This window comes from Arthrobacter sp. TWP1-1 (assembly GCF_049897845.1).
GTDB lineage: Bacteria > Actinomycetota > Actinomycetes > Actinomycetales > Micrococcaceae > Specibacter.
Genome location: NZ_JAFCXC010000003.1, coordinates 311,344 through 335,540, shown reverse-complemented (window position 1 = coordinate 335,540; position 24,197 = coordinate 311,344). Strand labels below are relative to the sequence as shown.

At 60.2% G+C, this 24,197-nt stretch carries 19 protein-coding genes and 1 tRNA gene; 8 read left to right on the top strand and 12 right to left on the bottom strand.

What is annotated here, in order from left to right; genetic code table 11:
- Positions 1-82: 82 nt before the first annotated feature.
- Positions 83-1,108 (bottom strand): phosphate/phosphite/phosphonate ABC transporter substrate-binding protein, encoded by a 1,026-nt coding sequence (gene phnD, locus ACP7B9_RS07955; protein WP_425862316.1) that lies wholly within the window; start codon positions 1,106-1,108, stop codon positions 83-85.
- Positions 1,105-1,869, bottom strand: coding sequence for an HAD family hydrolase (locus ACP7B9_RS07950; RefSeq protein ID WP_425862314.1), 765 nt, complete (start codon positions 1,867-1,869; stop codon positions 1,105-1,107). Before ACP7B9_RS07950 ends, phnD begins: the two co-directional genes overlap by 4 nt.
- 78 nt (positions 1,870-1,947) lie before the next feature.
- Here ACP7B9_RS07950 and ACP7B9_RS07945 point away from each other — a divergent pair, with 78 nt between their 5' ends.
- Both ACP7B9_RS07945 and ACP7B9_RS07940 read left to right on the top strand, forming a co-directional pair.
- Positions 1,948-2,070 carry a hypothetical protein gene (locus ACP7B9_RS07945; protein WP_425862313.1) on the top strand — a complete coding sequence of 41 codons (123 nt, stop codon included), beginning with the start codon at positions 1,948-1,950 and terminating at the stop codon, positions 2,068-2,070.
- Positions 2,071-2,080: 10 nt separating this feature from the next.
- Positions 2,081-3,631 (top strand): M20/M25/M40 family metallo-hydrolase, encoded by a 1,551-nt coding sequence (locus ACP7B9_RS07940; protein WP_425862311.1) that lies wholly within the window; start codon positions 2,081-2,083, stop codon positions 3,629-3,631.
- Here the strand turns inward: ACP7B9_RS07940 and ACP7B9_RS07935 are convergent.
- The 4 genes from ACP7B9_RS07935 to ACP7B9_RS07920 form a co-directional block, all read right to left on the bottom strand.
- The gene (locus tag ACP7B9_RS07935; protein WP_425862309.1) at positions 3,628-4,194 is read right to left on the bottom strand and encodes a PKD domain-containing protein; all 567 of its coding nucleotides are present in this window, start codon (positions 4,192-4,194) and stop codon (positions 3,628-3,630) included. The genes ACP7B9_RS07940 and ACP7B9_RS07935 overlap by 4 nt on opposite strands.
- A gap of 359 nt (positions 4,195-4,553) precedes the next feature.
- Positions 4,554-5,303 (bottom strand): DUF6318 family protein, encoded by a 750-nt coding sequence (locus ACP7B9_RS07930; protein WP_425862307.1) that lies wholly within the window; start codon positions 5,301-5,303, stop codon positions 4,554-4,556.
- A 275-nt stretch (positions 5,304-5,578) separates the two neighbouring features.
- Positions 5,579-6,031 carry a MarR family winged helix-turn-helix transcriptional regulator gene (locus tag ACP7B9_RS07925; RefSeq protein WP_425862306.1) on the bottom strand — a complete coding sequence of 151 codons (453 nt, stop codon included), beginning with the start codon at positions 6,029-6,031 and terminating at the stop codon, positions 5,579-5,581.
- A 1-nt stretch (position 6,032) separates the two neighbouring features.
- Entirely contained in the window at positions 6,033-7,154 is a 1,122-nt protein-coding gene (locus tag ACP7B9_RS07920; RefSeq protein WP_425862304.1) for a CE1758 family FMN-dependent luciferase-like monooxygenase, read from the bottom strand.
- A gap of 203 nt (positions 7,155-7,357) precedes the next feature.
- On the opposite strand from ACP7B9_RS07920, the gene ACP7B9_RS07915 reads away from it, so the two are divergent.
- A complete protein-coding gene (locus ACP7B9_RS07915) occupies positions 7,358-8,830 on the top strand; it encodes an MFS transporter (protein WP_425862303.1) in 1,473 nt (490 codons plus the stop codon).
- 123 nt (positions 8,831-8,953) lie between these two features.
- Here the strand turns inward: ACP7B9_RS07915 and ACP7B9_RS07910 are convergent, their stop codons facing one another.
- From ACP7B9_RS07910 to ACP7B9_RS07900, 3 genes are all read right to left on the bottom strand, one after another.
- On the bottom strand, positions 8,954-12,196 hold the full coding sequence (locus ACP7B9_RS07910) for an efflux RND transporter permease subunit (protein ID WP_425862302.1): 3,243 nt from the start codon (positions 12,194-12,196) through the stop codon (positions 8,954-8,956).
- A 52-nt stretch (positions 12,197-12,248) separates the two neighbouring features.
- Positions 12,249-13,748 carry a malate:quinone oxidoreductase gene (locus ACP7B9_RS07905; protein ID WP_425862300.1) on the bottom strand — a complete coding sequence of 500 codons (1,500 nt, stop codon included), beginning with the start codon at positions 13,746-13,748 and terminating at the stop codon, positions 12,249-12,251.
- A 132-nt stretch (positions 13,749-13,880) separates the two neighbouring features.
- Positions 13,881-15,596 (bottom strand): ABC transporter substrate-binding protein, encoded by a 1,716-nt coding sequence (locus ACP7B9_RS07900; RefSeq protein WP_425862298.1) that lies wholly within the window; start codon positions 15,594-15,596, stop codon positions 13,881-13,883.
- A gap of 142 nt (positions 15,597-15,738) precedes the next feature.
- Here ACP7B9_RS07900 and ACP7B9_RS07895 point away from each other — a divergent pair.
- Positions 15,739-15,820 (top strand) — tRNA-Leu (locus ACP7B9_RS07895).
- Between the two features lie 54 nt (positions 15,821-15,874).
- On the opposite strand, the gene bcp is transcribed toward ACP7B9_RS07895, so the two are convergent.
- The 3 genes from bcp to ACP7B9_RS07880 all read right to left on the bottom strand — a co-directional run bounded on the left by bcp (position 15,875) and on the right by ACP7B9_RS07880 (position 18,751).
- Entirely contained in the window at positions 15,875-16,363 is a 489-nt protein-coding gene (bcp, locus tag ACP7B9_RS07890) for a thioredoxin-dependent thiol peroxidase (RefSeq protein WP_425862296.1), read from the bottom strand.
- Positions 16,364-16,529: 166 nt separating this feature from the next.
- Positions 16,530-18,116: a sulfatase family protein gene (locus tag ACP7B9_RS07885; RefSeq protein ID WP_425862295.1), complete on the bottom strand. Its 1,587-nt coding sequence runs from the start codon at positions 18,114-18,116 to the stop codon at positions 16,530-16,532.
- On the bottom strand, positions 18,113-18,751 hold the full coding sequence (locus tag ACP7B9_RS07880) for a PadR family transcriptional regulator (protein WP_425862294.1): 639 nt from the start codon (positions 18,749-18,751) through the stop codon (positions 18,113-18,115). The genes ACP7B9_RS07885 and ACP7B9_RS07880 overlap by 4 nt, the downstream gene beginning before the upstream one ends.
- Positions 18,752-18,913: 162 nt before the next feature.
- On the opposite strand from ACP7B9_RS07880, the gene ACP7B9_RS07875 reads away from it, so the two are divergent.
- From ACP7B9_RS07875 to ACP7B9_RS07860, 4 genes are all read left to right on the top strand, one after another.
- Complete coding sequence (locus ACP7B9_RS07875; RefSeq protein ID WP_425862292.1) at positions 18,914-20,464, top strand: ABC transporter substrate-binding protein; 1,551 nt, start codon at positions 18,914-18,916, stop codon at positions 20,462-20,464.
- A gap of 67 nt (positions 20,465-20,531) precedes the next feature.
- Entirely contained in the window at positions 20,532-21,473 is a 942-nt protein-coding gene (locus ACP7B9_RS07870) for an ABC transporter permease (RefSeq protein ID WP_425862290.1), read from the top strand.
- Positions 21,470-23,338, top strand: coding sequence for a dipeptide/oligopeptide/nickel ABC transporter permease/ATP-binding protein (locus tag ACP7B9_RS07865; protein WP_425862289.1), 1,869 nt, complete (start codon positions 21,470-21,472; stop codon positions 23,336-23,338). Before ACP7B9_RS07870 ends, ACP7B9_RS07865 begins: the two co-directional genes overlap by 4 nt.
- The gene (locus tag ACP7B9_RS07860; RefSeq protein WP_425862287.1) at positions 23,335-24,171 is read left to right on the top strand and encodes an ATP-binding cassette domain-containing protein; all 837 of its coding nucleotides are present in this window, start codon (positions 23,335-23,337) and stop codon (positions 24,169-24,171) included. The genes ACP7B9_RS07865 and ACP7B9_RS07860 overlap by 4 nt, the downstream gene beginning before the upstream one ends.
- Positions 24,172-24,197 lie beyond the last annotated feature (26 nt).

Below are 24,197 nucleotides of genomic sequence, written 5' to 3'. Positions count from 1 at the left end.
GTGTCCCGCCCGTCGAAGAATTGGTCGAGGGGCGGGACAGCGACGTTGCTGTTTGGTGCTGTGTTTTGGCTGTCCGGCGGTATCAGCCGAGGCCGATGGAGTGGGCCGCTTCCTGAGTGGTACGCAGGCTATCCGGGTCCGCCAGCTTCATGCCGGTGATTTGGTAGATGGCCGTCAGGGCCTTGACGCCCTCGGGGGTGTCCGCGAAGTCGAGCATTGCGTCGCTGATCTTCTTCTGCCAGTCCGAGCTGAGCTTGCTGGAGATGGACATACCGTCGTTGGGGACTTCATCTGTCAGGGCGAAGACGACCACCTTGCTGCCGACATCCGGGTTGTCCTTGGCAACCACCTCACGAGCATCCCAGTAGCTGAAGCCAACCTCGGCATCGCCCTTGTAAACGGCAAGAACAGAGGCGTCATTGGCCGTCACCTTGATGGGAGAAACGTCCTCGACAGCCACCCCGGCGGCCTTCATAGCGGCCACGGGGAAGATGTACCCTGCCGGGGAGGCAGGAGAGAGCATCGCCACCGTGGCGCCCTTGATTTTTGCAACCGAGTCCAGCCCGGCGGGGCCATTACCGGATGCTGTCCCGTTGCAATACAGCATGCCGTTGGGTCCCTCAGAGGGCGTATCGGAGCAGAACTTATCCGGGTTGTTGGTAAACATTTGTGCGGCGTAGCTCGACTTGTTCTTGCGGACCGTCTGCAGGGCAGGTGCGGCGCCATACTTGTCGCAGGCCTGGCTCATCTGCAGCGAAGGGAGCATGCCAATCTGGGCCTGGTTGGCGCCGATGGCCTCAACCGCAGCCTGGTAATCGGCGGTGATGACGCCGGTGACGGGAATGCCCAAACGGCTAGTCAGGGCATCCTCAAGGGGCTTGACGGTGTCAACAAGCTTTTTGGCATCACCTGAAGGAACGAGTGCAAGCGTCAATTTGGTGGGGGCAGCGGCGGAGGAATCGTTGGTGCCGGTACACGCGACTGCCGAATTTGCCCCGCCTGAGGAAGAATCTGCCGCGTCCTGGCTGACGCCGCAGGAGGAAAGCGCAAGCGTGCCGGTCAGTGCCAATGCGCTCAAGGCTGCGAGTTTGAAACGGAACTTGATCACTGTGGTGCCTTTTCTGAAAGGAGAGTGGACGTGCTGGGATGGGTGGAAATAAAAGCGGCTGGATCGTGAGCCCAGTCGGATATTGCGTCATACAGCAGTTCAAACCGCGGGGCGGTCAGGCTGGCAGCTCCGGTACGGTGTTCGAATCGGTCAATGAAGGCGGTGGCGCAGCCCTCGCGGGCTGGCAGATCGATGTCGTTGATCCAGACGTCGCCAACGCTGAGCAACTCGTGGGCGGCCTTGTTTGCCAGGAGGATGGGAATCAGATCTGTGAATCCCGCGGGTTTGCGGGCATCGGGGATGATCAGGTCCACGGAATCGGACAAGCCAAGTTTGGACAGGGATTCTTGCACGCCGACCAGTGGCGCATTGGTCAACAGGACCCTGAACGCAATACCCGCCAGGCTGTCCAGGAAGCTGGCCAAACCATCCGGTGCACTGATTTCTACTGTCCCGTCAGCTAGGCGCTGCCGGCTTGCTAGATAGGCATGATGGCGACCAGCAGGATCTGTATAGCCTTCTGCGAGGGCTGCAACCGCTGCGTAGCCGTCCTTGTAAGTGGGTGCGTTTGGGTCTTCAGCCAGAAAGGAAGCCAGTCCGTCATGAAGTACCTTTTGGACTGCTTCCGGCATTTGGTTGGCGATTGCCTCGGCGTAGGCAAGAACTGGGCCGTCGCCAAGGCAGACGGTGCCATCAAAATCAAGAATCAGTAGTGGGAGGGGTTGTTCTGCGGCCAGATGGGCTGGCGTGGTTGTACTCACAAAAAGTAGCGTACGTGGCCATGAACACTATGTCCATGAAAATCAATTCACTGAAACAATTGTTCACCCAGTGTTTACGTGAGCTTGTTCGAGGGGCTGGCAGGGGCTTGGCGCGGAGATTTGTGTGACCTTGACTTTGGTACGCGCCGCGACATTGGCGCCCGCCGTGGCGACGGGCTGGGTGTCAGCGCCGTGGCATAGAATCCGAGTCATGCGTAAAGGATCAGCCAGCCTCATCAACCGCGTAGTTGCCGCCGCCTTGACTGTGGGTGCCGCCGGAACCGCGGCCGTGATGGGCGCCAGGGCCTATAGAGCCGGCGTGGACAGTGGATCAGGCAGGAGCTTGGGCGACGCGCCGGGCGCAACCGCGGCGTCTGATTTAGTGCATGGGATCGGTAAGAGTACGGGGCCCGTCGAGAATGGCCGCGATTTTGCGCAGTTGGCCGCGGATCGACTCAGTGAACTCATCACGTTCAGAACTGTTTTTTCAGGTTCACGGGACCAAATAGAGCTCGAGGAGTTCACGGGGTTCATCGAGGCATTGGAACGGTTGTATCCCACGGTTCACCTATCTTTGGATCGAGAATTCGTCAACGGTCATGCCTTGCTGTTCAAGTGGGCTGGCGCTGGGCTGGGTGCGGCCGCCCGGCCGATAGTACTCATGGCTCACTACGATGTTGTTCCCGTTGACGCACGGGACAATTGGACGCATCCGGGCTTCTCTGGCCACCAAGATGGGCAGTATGTGTGGGGGAGGGGCGCCCTTGATGACAAGGGTGCGCTCGTTGTCATCATGGAGGCCATTGAATCCCTTGTGAAGGAAGGCTTTGTGCCGTCTCACGACGTATACCTTTCTTTTGGCAATAACGAAGAGACCGCCGGCGACAGCGCTGTTTTGGCTGCCGAGTTACTCGCCAATCGCGGCGTAAAGCCCTGGCTTGTGCTCGATGAAGGTGGTGCCGTTGCCGTCGGTGCGTTCCCGGGTTTGAAGGCGCCCGCTGCTGTCATTGGGGTGACCGAAAAGGGCATTCTGGACCTGGAACTCCTAACTAGGGGTGCCGGAGGGCACGCTTCCACACCACCACGCATGGGTGCTACTGCGCGATTGGCGCAGGCGGTGGTTTCTCTCGAGGAGACACCTTTTCCAGCGTCGATGCCACCTCCGATCGTTGAAATGATGCGCCGCATTGGGATGAATAGTGGTTTTGCCCTCCGGCTTGTGACTGAGAATATGTGGGCCTTCAAGTCGCTGCTAACTCAGGCTTTTGGCATGGTTGGAGATGAAACCCGGGCACTTACTCGCACCACAGTGGCAGTGACCATGCTGGAGGGCAGCAAGGCCGCGAACGTCTTGGCATCCACGGCGCGAGCAAACGCCAACATCCGAATCGCCGTGGGTGAAAGTGTTGAATCGGTTGTTGAGCATGTGCGCACCATCATTGACGACCCGTCGGTGGAGCTCAAGGTCGTTTCCGGGCACAATCCGTCGCCCGTTTCCTCGTTTGAGAATGAACAGTTCTCCTTGCTGACTAACGCAGTTGCAGCCTCATATCCGGAGGCTGTTGTAACGCCGTACATCCAAACTGGTGCGACCGATTCACGGAATTTCACCACCATCTGCCCTGCGGTTTACCGCTTCTCACCACTCGTGATGGATGCCGCCGACCGGGCAAGTCTTCACGCCGTGAACGAACGAGTCCGTATCAGTTCGCTGGGTACCGGTGTGGTGTTCTACCGCGAACTGCTGCGTGGACTCGGTTAGCAGCCGATGCCTTGGGGGTTTTGGAAGCAGTTGTCGGCGTAGAGGTTGGTTTCTGCGCGCCAGACGGTGAGGGCTAGAGGTGGTGAGGGGATGTTTCCTTGGCCGGGGATGGGGAGTTGGGGGCCGTTGTTGACGGTGTAGCTGCCGTTGAAGTGGGTGGTGAGGTTGATGGTGAGGTGGCCGGTTTCGGTGTAGATGTGGCTGGTTTGGGTTTGTTCGCCGATGCGGTCTTTGTGGAGGGGTGCGCCGTGGGTGGGGGTGGGTCCCCAGATAGTGCCGTCGCCGTAGTTCCAGGTGTAGGCGACGGGGGTGGCGGTGATGGTGACTTTTTGGCCGAGCATGGTGAGGTTGAAGGTTTGAGTGGTGGCCTCTGCCCAGACGTTGGTTTCCTTGCCGCGGAGGGTGTGGGGTCCTGGTTGGCTGCCGATGCTGGCCGCGACGACGGGGCTGCGTTGAAATTCGTGGGCTATTGATGCGGCGATTTCAGCGAGGATGTCACGCGGCTTGGAGTCGTAGACACAATGAGGTCCAGAATGAAATGTCCAGACAGCAGGTTCGCCCATTCTGAGCGCTTTGTACCAGTAGATGAGTGCTCCGGGCTTTCCGTCCTCACTACCAGTGCCCGCAATACAATCGGGTATCACTTCAGCACATGCAGGAAAAATGACGCTGTCCCCCTGTGTACAGGCGATCCTTGGCTCGTATCGGTACACGTCGGTCGGACTAGCCGCAGGAACCGGGGTGTAATGACCTGGTGAACCTGGGATCGGAGCCAATACCGCCGTTTCGATTCCCGAATCCACCCAGTCGGGCCGAGGAGGTTCCGGATCGCCGGCCGCGGACACAGTCGCATAGCCGAGGAATATTGCGGCCGTGAAAATTAGGGTGCAAGGAATTCGAATACTGAGCCGATCACCACGGATCATTGCTTGCTGCCTTGGATATGTGACACGTCGACGGCAGTCCAATGACCTGAAGAATATTTAGCGACCATCAGATCCGCGACAGCAGGCTTGGCACCCCTATCTTCAGCAAGAGTTTTATCCCCACGAAAATACTTGACGTTGTCCTGCCTCACTAACGCGACTATCTGATAGGAGCCGTCCTGCACAGGAGAAAAATTCGATTCTGTTGATAACACGTCCATCTGGCCACCCACGATCCAGCGACCTTCGGCATGCCATGGCACAACTGCCTCTTTCATGGCGTTACACGTAAGACAACCAGAATCCGTAATGGCCAACATCGGCGCGGGGTCGCCTGTTTCGAATGCGTAGCCCAAGGTGCTGTACCAGTATTCGGCGAAGGCGATGAGTCCTTCTTTGCTGAATTCCTTGGCTTTCTCAGGCAGCACAGGGATGGGAACGTTCTCGGCCGGTCCGGCATCGGTAGCGCGTTTGTAGGCCGCGGCCGTGGTCGGTGGTGGAGCCGTGGTGGCAGGGGCTGTTGTCGTCACCGTTGCGCCGGATGGTGAAGCCGTGCCGGGGTTGTTGCCACCACCGGGTGTGGTGCAACCGGTGAGGGCGAGAAGCCCGGCAAATACCACCACCGTCCCGCTCGCCAGGATGCTGTGGCGACCGCGACCGCGCCGGTCAGCTCGGCGGTACCGGCGCCTGCCGTGGTGCCAGTCCTGGTGACGTCGTTGCTGTGTGGTTGTGGCGTGACTATCCATGATCGCCGGCCCCCATAGGTGTGGCATGAGTAGCGGGCCTCATCATTGGGGCTCGCCGCGTGTGGCTTCCTTCCAAAATACACACCGTGAAGAGAACGTGCCAGAACTTATCCACAGCCCCGGCTAGCCAAGGGGTCGTATTGTGTCCAATCGGATAGGTGCCGGAGCGCCTTGCCAGCAAAAATACGGCGGGCCCTGATCCAGGGATCAGGGCCCGCCGTATGCGAAAATCGACTCTGGCCGGAAGCTACAAAGTCAGCCTCACGCCTCCAGTCTCAACGCTCATTTACAGATATGCGCAGCTTGTCGGTCACAGCGAGCAGGGTGCGCATCTCGTCGTCGGTCAGGGCCGATTCCATGATCTCCATAATGTGTTGCACATGCGCCCGGCCAACCCGCTTTTGCAATTCTGCGCCGGCCTCGGTCAGTCCGATCAGCACTCCGCGCCGGTCTTCTTCAACCGTCTTTCGCTGGATCAGGCCACGGGCCTCTAAACGATCCACCATGCGCGAAATACTTGGCTGCGTCAGTAGGACGTTGTCGTTGAGCTCATTGAGCCGCAGCCATCCTGACGAGCACCTCGAAAGGTTGTACAGCACGTCGTACTCACGGCTGCCGACCTCCTTGAAGAGCGGCTCCTTGTGCAACTCGCGCATCACTGCCACCTGCGACCGCAGCAGTGATTCCCACGATTCAGTAGTCAGGCGTCGGTGGGTTGCGGCAGACACCTTACTTCACCTCGACTGAGTTGGCCGAGGAACTTTCGACGGTGGCTGCAGCTTGGGCAGCAGCTCGGCGGGCCTCGAACGTGGGGCCTTCCGGAACGGACGCCGGGCGGTTCTTGGCAAACTCTTCGCGGAGGGTTGGCAGAACATCCGAACCAAAGAGGTCCAGCTGCTCCAGAACTGTCTTCAGCGGCAGGCCCGCGTGATCAACGAGGAACAGCTGACGCTGGTAGTCGCCGAAGTAGTCGCGGAAGGCTAGCGTCTTTTCGATCATTTCCGCCGGGCTGCCCACAGTCAAAGGGGTCTGTGAAGTGAAATCTTCCATGGACGGGCCATGGCCGTACACGGGGGCGTTGTCGAAGTACGGGCGGAATTCGTTGATGGCATCCTGCGAGTTCTTGCGGATGAAGAACTGTCCGCCCAGGCCCACGATGGCCTGTTCCGGGGTGCCGTGGCCATAGTGTGCGTAGCGTTCCCGGTAGAGGTTGATGAGCTGGATGTAGTGCTCTTTGGGCCAGAAGATGTTGTTGGCGAAGAAGCCATCACCGTAGTAAGCAGCAATTTCTGCCACCTGGGGTGTGCGGATGGCGCCGTGCCAGACAAAGGGGGCAACGCCGTCGAGCGGGCGGGGTGTGGAGGTGAAGCCGCGCAGGGGAGTGCGGAACTTGCCTTCCCAGTTGACCACTTCCTCGTCCCAGAGGCGGCGCAGCAGGGCGTAGTTCTCCACGGTCAGTTCCACTGAGTCCTGATTGTTCTTGCCGAACCAGGGGTAGACAGCGCCCATGTTGCCGCGGCCCAGGACGATGTCGGCGCGGCCGTCGGCGAGGTGCTGCAGGGTAGCGAAATCTTCGGCGATCTTGACCGGGTCGTTGGTGGTGATCAGCGTGGTGCTGGTTGAGAGGATGATCTTCTCGGTTTGGGCGGCGATGTAGGCAAGGATTGTCGAGGGCGAGCTGGGGTAGAACGGCGGGTTGTGGTGCTCGCCAGTAGCGAAGACGTCCATGCCAATGTCTTCAGCGTGTTTGGCGATGGTGGTGATTGCCTTCAGGCGCTCGTGTTCGGTGGGCGTGCGGCCGGTGGTCGGGTCCATGGTGATGTCGCCAACACTGAAAATTCCGAACTGCATTTCTGCTCCTTAGCCCCACGGGATCACCGTGAGATATATACGTTTGTATCTATTATATGGCTCAACCGGAGGAAGGGGCAAAATGTTCCCTGTCGAAACCCGGCATGGGGAAACTGGGGAGCTTCCGGGTCAAAATACAAGCGGGTACTAGGATTCTCTCCAGTGGCATGTAATGCATGTCACAGAACGTGCGGAGGAATTTCATGACATCAGTGCAACGCGGCAGGCCAGGAACGGGTCTCCGATTGGCGCCATCGGCCACGGCGGTAGTCGGCTTCTTGGTGCTCGTGGAACTCACTAGCGGTATCCTGCAAGGTTATTACACGCCCTTGTTGACCGACATTGCCCGCGCCCTCGGTATTCACGACGCCGATGTCAACTGGTTTGAAGCCGCCCAGCTGATGGTTAGCGCCTTGGTTGTCCCGGTTCTCGCCAAAATGGGAGACATGATCGGCCACAAGAAGGTACTGCTGATTTCAACAGCACTCACGGCCGGAGCTTCCTGGGGTGTTGCGTTCGCCCCTAACTTCTGGGTTTTCATCATCGCATGGGCGCTTCAGGGCTTCTACGTTGTTTGGCTGCCACTGGAAATCGCGCTGATCTACAGCCGGTCCCACCAACGTCCCGACGGCGCCGCGCTGACCCGGAAAGCGGCCGGAATCCTCGTCGCCGGACTCGAATTTGGCGTCATCGCCGGAGCCTTGGCTGGCGGCTTCATCGGCGGTGCGCTGCCCGGCCAGCTATGGCTGACACTGACGATCCCTGCCATCGCCGTCACGCTGTGCTTCTTCGTGGTTCTCTTCGGCGTGCCCGAATCTGAAGGCCGCACGGGTGGCCGTCTGGACCTCATGGGGTTGACCCTGCTTTCCACGGGCTTGTTGCTGATCACCGCTGGCCTGACCTTCATGCGGATCAACGGCCCAGGCACTTGGTGGGCGTGGGCCGCCGTCGTGCTTGGCATTGCAGCCCTGATCCCATTTACCCAGCACGAACTGGGTCATAAGGATCCGCTGATCGACATCCGGCTCCTGCGCCAACCCAGCATGTGGCCGGTCCAGCTCACGGCGTTCCTGTTCGGTGTCTCGGTCCTGGGGGCACAGGCGCCGTTGTCCACGTTCGCGCGCACGGACCCCGCCGAGGTGGGTTACGGGCTCGGGGCCACCTCGGGCACCGTCTCGATTCTGATTGGCATCTATGTATTGGGGCTGCTCGTTGGTGCCCTGCTATACCCCGTTGTTACAAGATGCACGACGCCGAGGATCACCTTGATGGGGGCCGCTTTTCTCGTGGCGCTGGGTTACCTACTGTTCCTACCGTTCCATGACTCCATGACTCAGGCTCTTACGAACATGGCCATTGCTGGGATTGGCAGCGGTGCCTTGGTGGCCGCGTTGCCGTCGGCCGCGGCAGCCGCAGCCCCGCTGACCCAGACTGGAATGGCCACGGGGTTGACCAATGCAATCAAAACCGTGGGTGGCGCCTTTGCTTCTTGTGTGTTCGGCATTGCCCTTGCTGGCCAGGCCTTGGGGTCCATAACAGTTGGAGCAGGCAGCACCGCGGCGCCTCTTGAGGGTTACATGCTTGTCTGGACCATTTGCGGAGTGACCGCACTCGTTGCGGCTGTGGCGTTGTATTTTGTGCCGAAGTTAGCCTTCGGTGCCACCTCGCCGCGCTGAACACCCCCACCCCAGATGGGGTACGCAGTTGTTGAACGAAAATGGGGCAAAAACGGTGAAAGCGGTCGATTAAGTGCGTAATCGATAAGGGGGAGGAGGGGAGAGAGATGGTGAGAGAAGTCTTTAGTCTGCTGCTCGGCGGCCGCGGACCTTAGGGATGGCGCCGGTAGTCCAATCCTGCGCCTCGAATGCAGCGGAAGTGTGCCCGGCCACCGGTGTGTGGACGACCTTGAGCGCCTTGATCAAATCACGGCGTTCCTTGCGACCCTCAACCAGGCGATACAGCACGGGCACCAGAATCAGGGTCAGTGCAGTTGATGAGATGAGTCCGCCAACCACCACAACGGCCAGCGGCTGAGCGATAAAGCCGCCCCCTCCTGTGAGCCCCAGCGCCATGGGTGTGAGGGCAAAAATGGTGGCAAGTGCCGTCATCAGGATGGGGCGAAGACGTTGCCGGGCACCATGCTCAATGGCGTCCGCGACGTTCATGGCCGGCCGGTCGCCGGATGGCTGCCGGTACTGGTTGATCAGGTCGATGAGCACAATGGCGTTCGTGACCACGATGCCCACCAGCATCAACATGCCGATCAGTGATGGCAGGCCCAGCGGGATTCGTGTGATGAGGAGCAGGGCGATGGCGCCCGTCGCGGCGAACGGGATGGACACCAGAAGGATCAGCGGCTGGATGAGGGACTTGAACGTGGCCACCATGATCACGTAGACAATCGCTATGGCTGCCAGCATTGCAAGGCCCAGCTGTTGGAAGGATTCGGCCTGTTGCGTTGCGGCCCCACCAATTGAGGCGATCACTCCATCCGGCAGCTTCGTGGCGTCCAGACGTTTTTGAACCTCAGAGCTCAGCGACCCGAGCGAGTTCCCTTCGGGTGTCACCGAAACAGTGGCCGTTCGTTGTCCATTGGAGGAGGTGACGGTCAGCGGAGTTTGGACTTCCTTGACGCTGGCCACTTGGGACAGCGGAATCAGTCCAGTTGCGGTGGGAATCTGGGCTGCTGCCAAGGCAGTCACGGAATCAAACTTGGTGCCCACACCAATTTGGACCTTGTAGTCGGTGGTGTCGATACGTACCGTGCCACCCGGGATTGGACTGACTGTAGCGGCCAACAAGCCGGTGATTTGCTGCTCGTCGAGACCTGCGGCTACGGCCTTGGCCCTGTCAACGCTGACCTGAACAACAGGCTGGGCGCCACTGAGGTTGCTGGAAATCGACTGGGCGCCGGGCACGCCTGCCATGGCCTTGTCCAAAACGTCGCTGGCCTCCTGCAGTTCATCGCCGGTGGTTGCCTTGACCGTAATGTCCACAGTGCTGGAGGTCCCAAAGCCCCCGCCCTGTGAGCCCATGCTGATGGTGCCCGCGTCCTTGATGCCGTCGATAGCTGCCAAGACCGTTGCCTGCAGCTTGACCTGATCGGCATCCGGATCGGTGATGACCTGGAATTGAGCGCTCGAGGCACCTGATGACAAAAGTGCGGAGAAGCCGCCGGATCCGTTGCCCACCGTCACCTGAATATCTGTGACGCCCTCAATATCTGCAAGTGCGGATTCGACCTTCCCGGCCGCCTCATTGGTGACCTCAAGGCTGGTGCCAGCGGGCATGTCCTGCTGGATGCTCAGACTATTCTGCCCCGTGTCACCGAGGAGGTTCGTGGGCAGAAGGGGCGTCATGGCCAGCGTTGCCGCCAACACAATGCCGCCGGCAATCAAGGTCACCACAGGATGTTTCTGCGTCTTGGCCAGAATCGGCAGGTAGCCGCGCTGTAGCCAGGAAGATCGTTCCTTCTCTTCCACGGCGGCGAGAAGAGCCTTACCGCGCAACGCGGTTCCGCCGTCGTCCGCTGAAGGAGAAGCAACTGAAGCGGAACCCGAACCAGCCGGCGACTTCAGGAACCAGTACGCCAGGACCGGAACGATCGTCAGCGAAACTAGCAGCGAGGCCAGCAGCGCAAAAGTAACGGTGAGTGCGAAGGGGCGGAACAGCTCGCCGGCCAGGCTACCCACAAAGGCGATGGGCAGGAACACGGCCACGGTGGTCAGGGTAGAGGCGGTGATGGCCGCAGCAACCTCCCGAATGGCGGCAAGGATGGCCGTCTTCTTGTCCTCGCCATAGCTCAGGTGCCGCTTGATGTTCTCGATCACCACAATGGAATCGTCCACCACCCGCCCAATCGCGATGGTGAGCGCGCCGAGGGTGAGGATGTTCAACGAATAGCCGGTGGCCCACAGCCCAATGAAGGTGACCAGCAGGGATAGCGGGATGGAGATGGCCGTGACCAGCGTGGAGCGGACCGACATGAGGAAAATCAAGATAATAACGACGGCGAACCCAAGTCCCAGCAGGCCCTCCACCGTGAGATCGTGGATGGATTTTTCAATGAAGGGAGCCTGGTCCAGGACCGTCGTGAACGTGGTGTTGTTGCCCAGCGACGCGGTGATTTCAGGGAGCACATCGGCAACCTGCTGGGACAGGGTAACGGTGTCGGCCGCGGGCTTCTTCGTGATGGACAGGGCCAAAGTGGCCTCGCCATTGGTGCGGGTGATGGACGTGGTGACATCATCGGCCAGCGCAACGGAGGCTACAGAGGCGATGGTGGGCGCGGCGCCGGAAGATGAAGATGCGAGCGGCAGTGCCTTGATGGCGTCCAAGGAATCGACGGGGCTGCCAGCCTGAATGGAGAGCGTTGTGCCCTCGGTGCTCAGCGAGCCAATCGGGATCAGCGTGCCGTTGTTTTTCAACGCCGTGGCAATGGCTCCGGCATTCACGCCAGCAGCTGCCATCTTGGCAGGGTCGGGCAGAATCTCGATGTGTTGGGAGTTGGCACCACTCACATCGGCGCTGCGAACGCCATCGATCTTCAACAGCGCCGGAACGGCGATGCGCTGCAGATCGGTGTTGAGCGCGGCCAGTTCCTGGTCCGAGGAGACGGCAAGGAAGACGATCGGGAAGTCAGCGATGCTGCCGGCAATGGGCTGCGGCTGAACCCCGTCAGGCAGACGCTGACTGACATTGGAAATGGCGCGGTCAATTTGGTTCCGGGCGCGGTCCAGATTGGTGCCGTACGTGAAGGCAAGGTTGATGGTGGAGACGCCGCTGCGCGAGGTGGACGTGCTGGATTCCAGCCCCTCCACCGCGTTGAGCGCAGCCTCAAGTGGTTCGCTGACCTGTTTGTCGATCACGGCGGGGGATGCGCCCGGCATGGCCGAGACCACCGTGATCTGCGGGAACTCAATACTGGGGATGAGTTCCTGCTTCAGGGAGCCGAGCGTGATGACCCCAAAAACCATCGCGAAGATGGTGATCAGGGCAATCAGCGCCCGGTTGCCCAGAGACATTTTGGCCAAACTAAACATCAAACCACTCCCACGTATTTATGCCGGTCCCCATCCAGCGATGCGAGGGGTTTTAGGCGTTGTCCGTCGTCAACTGCAAAGAAGCTGCCGTGGAGGCCAGGCTCTTTTCAAAGAGTTCCGCATTGTCGTTCAGCTTGGTGCCGTACGTTGGCATCATGGTGCGCAAGGAATCCTGCCATTCAAGCTTGAACTTGCGCGGGAAGCAACGCTGCAGCAGTTCGAGCATGATCGGCACGGCGGTCGAGGCGCCCGGGGACGCGCCGAGGAGAGCAGAGAGTGTTCCGTCCGCTGCCGTGATGACCTCGGTGCCGAACTGCAGCACACCGCCCTTCTTGGCATCCTTCTTGATGATCTGCACACGCTGGCCTGCCGTGATCAGCTCCCAATCCTTGCCTTCGGCCTGGGGGAAGTACTCGTGGAGAGCGTCAACCTTGCCGGCGCGGGACTTGGTAACCTCGCTGACCAAGTACTTGACCAGGTCAAGGTTGTCCTTGCCAACAGCGAGCATCGGGATGATGTTGTTGGGGCGGATGGAGCCGGGGAGATCCATGTAGCTGCCGGTCTTGAGGTACTTGGTGGAGAATCCACCGTACGGTCCGAACAACAGTGAGCGCTTGCCGCCAACATAGCGGGTGTCAAGGTGCGGGACAGACATGGGCGGTGCGCCCACGGAGGCCTGGCCGTAAACCTTGGCGCTGTGCTTGGCTGCAATGGTTTCATCCGTGCAACGGAAGAACTGACCCGATACCGGGAAGCCGCCGAAGCCCTTGCCCTCGGGGATGCCGGACTTCTGCAGCAGGTGCAGGGCGCCGCCACCGGAGCCGATGAAGACAAACTTGGCCTTGACCTTGCCGTATTCACCGGAGGACGGGTGCTTCAATGAAACATCCCACGCGCCGTCATTGGTGCGTGCCACATCGGTGACGGTGGTCCCGTAGTTGATTTCGACGTCGTTCTTGCCCATGTAGGCGATCAGCTCACGGGTCAGGGCGCCAAAGTCAACGTCGGTGCCCTCGGCGGAACGAGTAGCGGAAACCTGCTGTGAGGCATCGCGGCCCTTCATGACCAAGGGGGCCCACTTGGCAATCTGCGCCGGGTCCTCGGAGTATTCCATGGACGCGAAGACCGGGTTGGTCTTGAGCGCCTCGTGGCGGGCCTTGAGGAACTTCCGGTGGGCTTCGCCAATAACGAAGCTCATGTGCGGAACAGTATTGATAAATCCCTTGGGCGAGCCAATCAATGATTCGTCCACCAAGTGCGACCAGAACTGGCGCGAAAGCTGGAACTGCTCATTGATATTGATGGCCTTGGCCGGGTTAACCGAGCCGTCTTTGGCCGCGGGGGAGTAGTTAAGCTCGCAAAGCGCGGAGTGGCCGGTACCGGCATTGTTCCACGGGCTGGAGGATTCCAATCCTGGAGTATCGAGCTGTTCGAACAGCACAATCTTCCAGTTTGGTTCGAGTTGCTTGAGCATGGTGCCCAGCGTGGCGCTCATGATGCCGCCTCCGATGAGTACAACGTCAGCGTCTTTGGTGTTCGAAATGAAGGTCACAGTCAACTCCGGTAGAGGCTCTTCCTAGCGCTAGAAGCGTATCGCGGCCGGGGCTGGATGCGTAAATCCGTGCAGGGTAGTAATGCGTCTTACAGCGTCCGACGGCGGGAGGCTCACCTCGGTGGGTGGCTTTCAGCCGTTGGAAGGGGCTAGTTTCACCATGTTGAAGACCTCGTTCAAGACAGGGCTCAGCGGATAGCTGGCCACCCTGTCTGAGAGCGCGATTGCTGAGATCGGGAACGCAATTGGCACGGCCGGAACTGTCTCTGCGAGTTGTTCACTGATGGCCTGGTAGGCGGCCACCCGGTCCGGGCCGTTGGGCATGCTGCGGGCCCGTGTGATCTTGGAGACCAATTGCGGATCGTTCATGGAAAGCTCCGCGTTCGGCGTGCCGAAGAGCACGCCAACAAAGTTGTCCGGGTCCGCGTAACTGCCGTTCCACCCCAGCAGGCTCAGTGCGTGATCGCCGCTGCTCGTGACGGCTGCGACGTAGCCTTCGCTCCACGGGATCGGGACCGGCTTGATATTGAAACCGGCAGCGGTGAGCTCCGTAGCCATCTGGGCGTAAACCTTTTCCGGCGACGGCAGGTACGTTCTGGCCGCGTTAGTTGGGTAATAGAACTTTAGTTCTTCGCCCTTGTAGCTGGAGGCGGCCAGCACGGTTTTGGCTTTTTGCGGATCGTAGGCAATCCCGGCCACGGCGTTGTTGAAGCCACTGAGTTTGGGTGGGATGAATTGCGCCGTGGTGGCAGTCCCCGCGATGAAGTAATTGTTCACAAGGGTGGATTTGTCGATGGCTGCCGCGATCGCCTCGCGCACTTTTTGATCGGCAAGAACGGGAACGCTCTGGTTAAGGCTCAGGTACATCACCGAGAAGGGATCCCGTTGCAGAACCTGCTTGCCGGTCTTGATGAGCTTGTCCAAGTTGTCAGGCGTTACCGGGTCAAAGCCGTCAAGGGATCCGTCCTCGAGCGCGGCAAGGCGAGTTTCGGGCTGCTCATATGTCTTGAAATTCAACGTGGCGATTTGACCCTTGGTACCCCAGTAATCAGGGTAGGCGGTCATAACGACGGATCCAGGTGCTGCCTTCGAGAACATAAAAGGCCCTGTGCCCACGGGGTGCAGCGCATAGCGGGAGACCTTGTTGGCCGAGTACGTCTGATCGAGGACGTCGGCGGTGCCAGCCTTCAATGCCGTGGGGGAGGCGATGGCAAACGCGGGCAGGGTGAGGGCGTCAAGGAACCCGGTGAGTCGCATTTTCAGGCGCAGGGTGACTTTCAGCTCTCCCGTAACCGTGCAGCTCTCATAGAGTGAGTTGGCGGAATCGTCCTTGAAGGCACGGAAAACCTGCTTGAACATCGAGGCCGAGCCATCGTCACGGGTTGCCGGTGTTAGTGCGTACCAGCGCTCAAAGTTTGTACACACGGCCGCGGCGTCGAGGGCCGTTCCATCATGGAATTTTACGTCCGGGCGCAGGGTAAAGGTGTAGCCCAACCCGTCGTTGAGTTCGGTCCAGGCCGTGGCAAGGCTGGGAGCCGGCGCGCCCGTCACGGGATCAATCGTCAGCAATCCCTCCATGACCTGCCGGGTGACTCTGTACGATTCTGTGTCCGAGACCAGCGCAGGATCGAAGCCCACCGGGTCGGAGCCGGTACCAAAAGTGAAGGTGGCGTCGGCCGCCAGAGTGGTGGGAGCGGCCGTTGTTCCGGGGGCCGGATCAGGAGTGGCCGTACAGGCAGTTGCACCCAGAAGTACGACGGCGGCCATGGACGCCGCGCTTTGCAGCACCTTGCGACGTGGCACGTTGCGCAACGGTATCTTGCGCAGCGAGCCGGCGGGGCGTGGCACGATTGAGTTCTCCTTGCGGCGTGGGTGGTCCATCAGCCCCTCATCTTAGTAGGGGAATCTTGGGAGTTCCCTTAGGTGGGGCCCAAAGGTGGTCAAGACTACGTCTGTGACCCGGTAGTATTGTTCATGCTTCAATGCATTCGCGCGAGTGGTGGAATTGGTAGACACGCAGGTTTTAGGTACCTGTGCCTTCGGGCGTAGGGGTTCAAGTCCCCTCTTGCGCACAACATAAAGGCCCCGTTCACATGGTGAACGGGGCCTTTGTCATATCCGGCGAGTTACGCGGCGTCGATCTTCGGCTCGATCTTCAAATCACGCTGCAGCTTGGCTACGTGGCCTGTGGCACGGACGTTGTATTGCGCCACGGCCACCTTGCCGGTTTCATCGATCACGATGGTGGAGCGGATCAGCCCCTCATAGACCTTGCCGTAATTCTTCTTTTCGCCCCAGGCGGCGTACGCAAGTGCCACGGCGTGGTCCTCGTCGCTCAGCAGCGGGTAGCTGAGGGCGTCCCGGGCCACAAACTTTTCCAGCTTGGCAACGGGGTCCGGTGAAATGCCCACCACTGCATAACCCGCCGATTTCAGGGAGGCAAGGCTGTCGCGGAAGTCGCAGGCCTGCTTGGTGCAGCCAGGCGTCATGGCGGCCGGGTAGAAGAAAACGATGACCTGCTGGCCGGCAAAGTCAGCCAGCGAGGTGGTGCCGCCGGCTGCGTTGGGCAGGCTGAAAGCGGGGGCCAATTCGCCGGGGACTAGACGCTCGGTCATGAAATACTCCTGGTTCGCCCCGACGCAGCGCCTTGTGGCGAAAGTAGGGGAATAGTTTTGGGCACTCTCCCCAGCCTAATGCGTTACGGCACAGAACGACGCCGGGCACCCACCCTGGGTGACCGGCGTCGCCGTCGTACCTCCTTACCCTGGGCAAGGTGGGACGCTAGTCAACCGCCCCGGCATAAAGATCCGTGCGGGTGCTGGGATACACCGTGGCGATGGCGGGGCCGTGGTTGCGTCCCGAATGGTCAGGATCCACGGGCGCCTGCCACGAGACTGGAACCGAACCCGTGCCCGGATTCAAACGCTGGAACAGGTCATCCGCAAGGTGGCCGCGCCCGGTTCGACGCAGGTGTTCCATGTAGAGGACGGGGTCGTTGTACAGTGCCGGACCGTTTTGCAGCGTAGTTTGCATGGGATCCGGCAGGGAACCCGGCATGCCGGCATAGGTGTTCCACCAGACGGCCAACTTGGACCGCATCTGGTCAACGAGCAGCGGATCCTCGTCCAACAAGTTCCGGGTCAAATACGGATCCTCCGTGACATTGAACAGCGACTCCCACTCAGCACGGAAGGCGCCTGGGTGGTAGGTGCGGATATAGAGGTGGTCGCGGGTGCGTACGGCACGTTGGTAGGTATGGGCGCCATGACCCAGGACCAAGTAGTCGCGGGACTGGATCGGAAGTCCGCGCAGAGCATCGGCAAAAGACTCGCCCTGCCATTTTTCGGGAATGGGCAGGTCCAACAGATCGCAGATGGTCGGCGCGTAATCAATGTTGTACAGCAGTGCATCACAGCTGGGCCGGGCACCGGCACCTTCGGTGAGTCCGGGCCACTTGACCAGCAACGGCAGATGATGGGTGGGCTCGCTGGCCAGCCCGTGCTCAGCATAGGAGCCCTGCTCGCCAAAGGCCTCGCCATGGTCTGCACTGACGACGATCGCAACGTCGTCGGAGATACCCATGGCTTTAAGGCCCTCCAACAACCGGCCAAATTCGCTGTCCCAGAAGTGGATGGCCCCGTCGTAGCCGTTGATGAGCTTCTCGTAATCGGCGCGGGTGCGGATTTCCTGCGGGAAGTTGTGCGGCACTCGCCGTTCAAACAAGCCGTCGGAGTACATGAAGTCCAGGGCGGAGCGGGGTCCGTAAACCTCAGCATGTCCGTCAATGGCAGCCTGGTCAGGCCAGGCGGGTGCCGGTCCGGATGCGGCAGCCTTGTCTGTCCATTCTTTTTCCTGAAGGTAGTCCATGTGCGGATCCCAATACGTCAGGTGCAGGTACCAATCGTCGGTGTCTTGGTGGCGCTCTATCCATTCAAGGGCCGTGTTGGTGACAATGTCAGCAGGCTCGTCCCCGACGTCGGGCGTGGCACGAATGCTCTCACGGAAGTTGCCAAGGAAATACCAGGCGCGGTGTCGCTCGGCAAAGGATGAGACAGCTGCCGTCAGGTAGCCATGGGTTCCCAAGTGTTGGCCAAGGAGGGGACGGCCCGCAACCAGGCCGTGTCCGGCGTCGACCCTGAAGCGGGCAGCCTCGCCATGGTGGCCGATCACGCCATTTGTAATGCCGAACTGGCCGCTGGTCAGGGCAGTGCGAGAGGGCATGCAGGGGGAGTCGGAGGCGTAGTAGCTCTCGAAGCGGGTGGCATCTTGGGCGAAGACATCGAGATTTGGAGTGATGGGACGTTGGTAACCGTAAGGGCCAGTGTGGTCCGGGCGGAGGGTGTCAACGTCCACATAAATGATCTTCACGCGCTCTTCCCATCCTGCTGCTGCGAGAGTCGAGCAGCAGCAGCGGCGTCGTTAGCGGTTCCCTGAAACTCGCTGAGTTGTTCGGTGAGCCGGGAATGCGTCATCTCCAGCCATGTCAGATATGTGGTGCCGAGCAGGTAGGAGCGCTCGCGGCCAAGACGCACCAGCTCCCGGTGCCACACCGGATCGATCGGAAACGCGGTGTCCTCGGCGACGATATCGTCGCTGTAGGCCTTCTGTCGGTGCTGTTTCCGGCGGTAGCTCAGTTCCGTGGTGAGGAGCTGCAGTGACACCTCGGGGCCAAGGACGCCAGTGAGGACGAAACGCATCTGAAAGTCGGAGTCCAAGGGCCTCACCGTGGGTTCATAAGGAGAGTGTGCCCATTCCTTGAAGGTTGTTATCCCCTCAGGTGTCAGGCGATACACCTTCGCATCGGGACCCGAGCGGTGCTGATCGATGATCAGATCCACCCATCCCTTTTCCAGACACTTGGTCAGCTGTCGATAGATCTGGGACGGCTGCGGACTATAGCCAAAAAATGGCCCTTCCTGCTCCAACCACTTGTGCAGGTCGTAGCCGGCCATGGGTGTGCGCACCAGGTGGCCCAAGATGATGCATTCAAGCTTATTTAGCACTTCTTGCCTCTCGATCAACTATATGATTAGAATCATACCCAACTTGTATACCTGTCGCAAAGATATGCGCTACACGCAAGGAAAGTATTTCTCAAAGTACATAGTTGAATCATCGACACCACAGGGCATCGCTGAGTGCGCATGCTAAACAAGGGAGTTTTCGTGAAGGCACCAAAACGGATGTACCGGGCCCTGGCGCTTGCAGCCACAGCTGCCATCTTTCTATCGGGATGTGGCAGCAGCGCCAATAATGGTTCAAGCGAGGGTGGTGCCGGTGCCAAATCGGTGACAACCTTGACGCTGGCCTCCGGCATTGAGCCGCAGTCCTTGGACCCGGCGATGTCCCGGGAAGCTCAATTTGTGCAGTACTTCCAGCCCGTTTTTGACACCTTGATCCGCCGCGACGCGGACGGCACGCCTCAGCCGATGCTCGCCACGAAGTGGGAAACAGCGAAAGACGGCAAGACCCTCACCCTCACGTTGCGCGACGATGTCACCTTCACCGATAACGCCAAGCTCACGGCCGAAGCCGTGAAGGGTAACTTGGACCGCTTCAAGGTCACAGGCGGCCCGTTGGCCGGCGCACTTGCCTCCGTCGCCAGCGTCGATGTCGTGGATGCGGTCACCGTGAAGTTGAACCTGTCCAAGCCCGATCCGGCTTTGATCTACGCACTGGGTGGGCCCAGCGGTTACATCCAGTCCCCGGCAAACTTTGACAGTCCCACGGTAGACACCCAGCCCATTGGCTCGGGACCGTATGAGCTGGACCGGGCCGCCACCACACCCGGTTCGCAGTACACCTACGTAAAGAAGGCTGATTACTGGGCTCCGGAACTGCAGAAGTTTGAAAAAATCGTCATTAAGCCCATCAAGGATGAAAACGCCCGCTTCAATGCCGTGCGTTCGGGACAGGCCGACGGCATGATTGCCACAGCCAAGATCGTCAAGGCAGCCGAAGCCGCTGGCGTCGAGGTGAAGATGGTGCCCGGTGACTGGCAGGGATTGAGCCTGTTGGACCGTGCCGGGACGCTGACTCCGGAGCTTGCCAAGGTGGAGGTCCGCCAGGCCATCAACTACGCCGTGGACAAAGACGCCATCCTCCAAAACGTTGGTCAGGGTCTGGGCGTAGTCACCAGCCAAATCTTTAGCCCGGCCTCGGACGCCTATATTGCCGAGCTGGACGGTGCCTACGACTACGACGTCGACAAGGCCAAGTCGCTGCTGAAGGCTGCCGGTCTGGACAATGGCTTCACCCTGAAGATGCCCACCTCTGCCGACATGGATCCGGCTTTGGCACCGACCATCACGGATCAGCTGGCCAAGGCAGGCATCACCGTGGAGTGGGTGGATGTCCCCGCAGCCCAGTACCAGGCCGAACAGCAATCCGGAAAGTTCCCGGCAGCGTTTACCGCCTTTGGACAGCCCGTTGTGGCCTGGTCTGCCATTAGCACCGTGGCGACGGAATCGGCCCCGTGGAACGTGTTCAAATTCAGCACCTCCGAAAGTAAGACTCTGCTCGATGAGATCGTGAACACCAGCGGCGAAGAGTCCGTAGCGAAGCAGCAGGAACTTAACAAGTACCTGGTGGATAATGCCTGGTTCGCCCCGTGGTACCGGATCGACCAGCCGTACTTCATCTCCAAGAACGTGAGCGTAGAAGTACAAAGCGGCCAGCCGGTGCCCTCGATCTACAACTTCGAACCGGCCAAGTAAACCAGCTCACCTTTAACTGCTCTGGGGCGGGAAACCGCCCCAGAGCCCCACTCCCTAGGATGTGGCAGTGATTTCCTATATCAGCCGCAGGATTGGCGCCGGACTCGTCCTCATCGCCTGCGCATCATTCATCGTATTTGCCCTCATGCTCGCCAACAGTGAAAACGTCGCCCGTAACATTTTGGGGGACGAGGCCTCGTTGGCGCAGCTCGCTGCTAAAAAAGTCGAGCTGGGCTTAGACAACCCGCTTTTGCTCCAATATGGTCAGTGGCTGTTCAACGCCGTCCAAGGCAATCTGGGCAAATCCTGGTTCAATGCGGAATCCGTAGGCTACCTGCTGCTCAACCGCATCCCCGTCACCTTGTCCATTGCTGTGGGGACGGTGGTGGCCTCGACCCTGGTCTCCCTGATCATGGGTGTGGCCGCCGCCGTGTACCGAGGCTGGCTGGACCGCGTCCTTCAGATCGTCTCGGTGGTTGGATTGGTCTTTCCGGGCTTCTGGTTGGCTTTGGTCATGATCGTCAAAGTATCCATTGAATGGGGCCTAGTCCCCGCCACCGGCTACATTACCTTTGCGCAATCACCGTTCGGCTGGATGCAAAGCCTGCTGTTGCCGGTCTTCTCGCTGGCTATTGGTGCCGTGGCCGGCTTGTCCCAACAGGTCCGCAGCGCCACCATTGGCGTGCTGGAAATGGACTTTGTCCGAACCTTGCGCAGCCGTGGGCTCTCCGAGACCAGCGTGCTGTTCCGGCACGTGCTCCGCAATGCTGCTCCTCCCACCTTGACGGTGCTTTCCCTGAATTTTATTGGGCTGATGTCGGGTGCCGTCATGATTGAGCAGGTCTTTGCCCTGCCCGGCTTGGGCAGCATTGCCGTGGAAGCCACCGGAGTGGGCGACATCCCCATCGTGGTGGGTGCAGTGGTAATTTCCGTGGTCATTGTGGTGATCGTCAACCTCGTCATCGACCTCATCAATGGCTGGCTCAACCCGAAAGTGCGGCTGTCATGAGCATTCCCCCCAATACTGCGCAACCTCTTATCCCCGGTACGGCCAGCAGCACGACGCCGAGCAAAAGTGCCGAAGCACGGCGCCAAAGCATCCTCCGGCGCATTGCCGGGTCCCCGATGGCTGCCATCTCACTGAGTGTTCTGATCCTGGTGATCCTAGCTGTCATCATGGCGCCGCTCTTGACCCGTTATGACCCCAACGTGGGCGACATCGGCAAGGCCCTACTGCCGCCCGGAGCCGAGCACTGGCTGGGCACCGACAGCGCCGGACGCGACGTCTTTTCCCGCCTTGTCTATGGTGGCCGCATCACGCTTGGCGGCGCAGGCCTAGCACTTGCCATCGCCATGGCCATCGGCGTCACCACCGGCCTGTTCGCCGGCTACTTCGGCGGCAAGCTGGATTCCAGTGTGGACTGGGTGAGCAATTTGATCATTGCCCTGCCCAACATCATGATCCTGCTCGCCGTCCGCGCTGTCTGGGGCAGCAATGTGTGGCTGAGCATGACCATCTTCGGTGTGCTCATGGCCCCCGGCTTCCACTGCCTGGTCCGCACCATTGTCAGCGGAGTGCGCAACGAACTTTACGTAGATGCCGCACGTGTCTCGGGCCTTAGCCTGGGTCGAATACTGGGCCGTCACGTGCTGGTGGCCATCCGCGCGCCAATCATCATCTATGCCGCTCTGGCCGGAGTTGTAGTGATTGGGGTGCAGGCCGGTCTGGACTTCCTTGGACTGGGCGACGTCACGGTGCCCACGTGGGGAACCATGCTCAACGAAGCCTTGGTTAACCTGTACATTGCCCCTGGCCTCATGCTCTGGCCCGGTATTGCGCTGGGTGTGGTGAACGCCGCGCTGATTCTCTTCGGTAACAGCCTGCGCGACGCCCTTGAAGACCGTCCCTCAGCTAAGGTCCGCAAGCGACGCGGCACCTCCGCAGTTGCCAAGGCCACGCACGACGCCGATGCCTCCACGGGTGTCAGTGGTAACCTCCAGGAGGTCCCCGGCAACGCGAGCATCCCCGAGGACAGTATTCTGCTCGTTCGGAACCTCCAGGTGGGGTATCCCTCCGAAGACGGCTACAAGGCCGTGGTGAAGGATATCTCCTTCGGTGTCCGCAAGGGCGAGGTGCTTGGCCTGGTGGGCGAGTCCGGTTCGGGCAAGACTCAGACCGCGTGGGCCATCCTCGGCCTGCTGCCCACCGGCGGACGCATCCTTGGCGGCGAGGTGGAAATTGCCGGTCAGTCGGTGGCGGCCCTGTCCAAGAAGGAACGGCGTGCCCTGCTGGGGAAATCGGTGGCCTACATTCCGCAGGAGCCCATGTCCAACCTGGACCCCACTTTCCGGATCGGCTTCCAACTGGTCGAACCAATCCGCCGTCAGCTCGGGCTGGGCAAAGCAGAGGCTACCCAGAAGGCCTTGGCCATGCTGGCGCGGGTTGGCATTGCCGACCCGCAGCGAACATTTGATTCGTATCCACACCAGATCTCCGGTGGCATGGCACAGCGTGTGCTGATTGCTGGTGCCGTGGCGTGTGATCCGGATGTCTTGATAGCCGACGAGCCCACCACAGCATTGGACGTGACTGTTCAGGCCGAAGTGCTGGACTTGCTCCGTGAACTGCAGCACGAGAAGGGCATGGCCGTGGTTTTGGTGACGCACAACTTTGGTGTCGTTGCCGATCTTTGTGATCGGGTGGCTGTCATGAAACTGGGCCAGATCGTGGAGCAAAACGGTGTTGAGGAACTCTTCGCAGATCCCCAGGACGCATATACGCAAATGCTTCTGGGATCCGGACTGGAAAACAAGACACCCCGTACGCGGCTGCTTCCTGAGGAAGCACAAACTCTTGAGGAGGCGGCATTGTGAGCGCACCGTTGTTGGACATTCAAAACCTGATCACCGAATACCCGCGCCGCGGCTGGCGCAAGCCCCCTGTCCGTGTACTGAAAAGCGTGAACCTTGACGTCAAGCCCGGGGAGACGGTGGGCTTGGTAGGGGAATCCGGTTCCGGGAAGACCACGATCGGCCGCGCGGTTTTGGGGCTGGCACCTGTGAGCGGTGGAAGGATCATATTTGACGGACAAGACATCTCGCATTTGAATCCAACTGCCCGCCGGGCGGTCAGCAAGGACGTCCAAGTGGTCTTTCAGGATCCCTATACGTCCCTGAATCCGTCCATGACGATTGCCGACATCCTTTCGGAACCGCTCGTGGTTCAAGGTATGACCGCTGCCAAGGCTCGGGTGCGGGTTTCCGGGCTCCTTGACCGGGTGCAGTTGCCGGCCGATGCCGCGGCGCGGCTGCCGCGCGAATTTTCCGGTGGCCAACGTCAACGTGTTGCCATTGCCCGGGCGTTAGCCATGGAACCAAAGCTCATTGTGTGTGATGAACCCGTTTCGGCCCTGGACCTCAGCACGCAGGCGCGGGTCCTGGATTTGTTCTTGGAAATCCAGGAGCAAACAGGGGTGGCGTATCTATTCATCTCGCATGATTTGGCCGTTGTGCGGCATTTGAGCCACCGCGTCTGCGTGCTGTACCACGGGGACGTGGTGGAGTTCGGTGAAGCGGAGCAGGTCACCGCCGATCCAAGCCACCCGTACACCCGGCGCCTCTTGATGGCGTCGCCGGTGGCGGACCCGGCCAGACAACGGCAACGCAGGGCCGACAGGCACGCCATGATGGCGGCCGAAGGGGCGTAGACGCCTTCATAATTCACCCGCGCCGC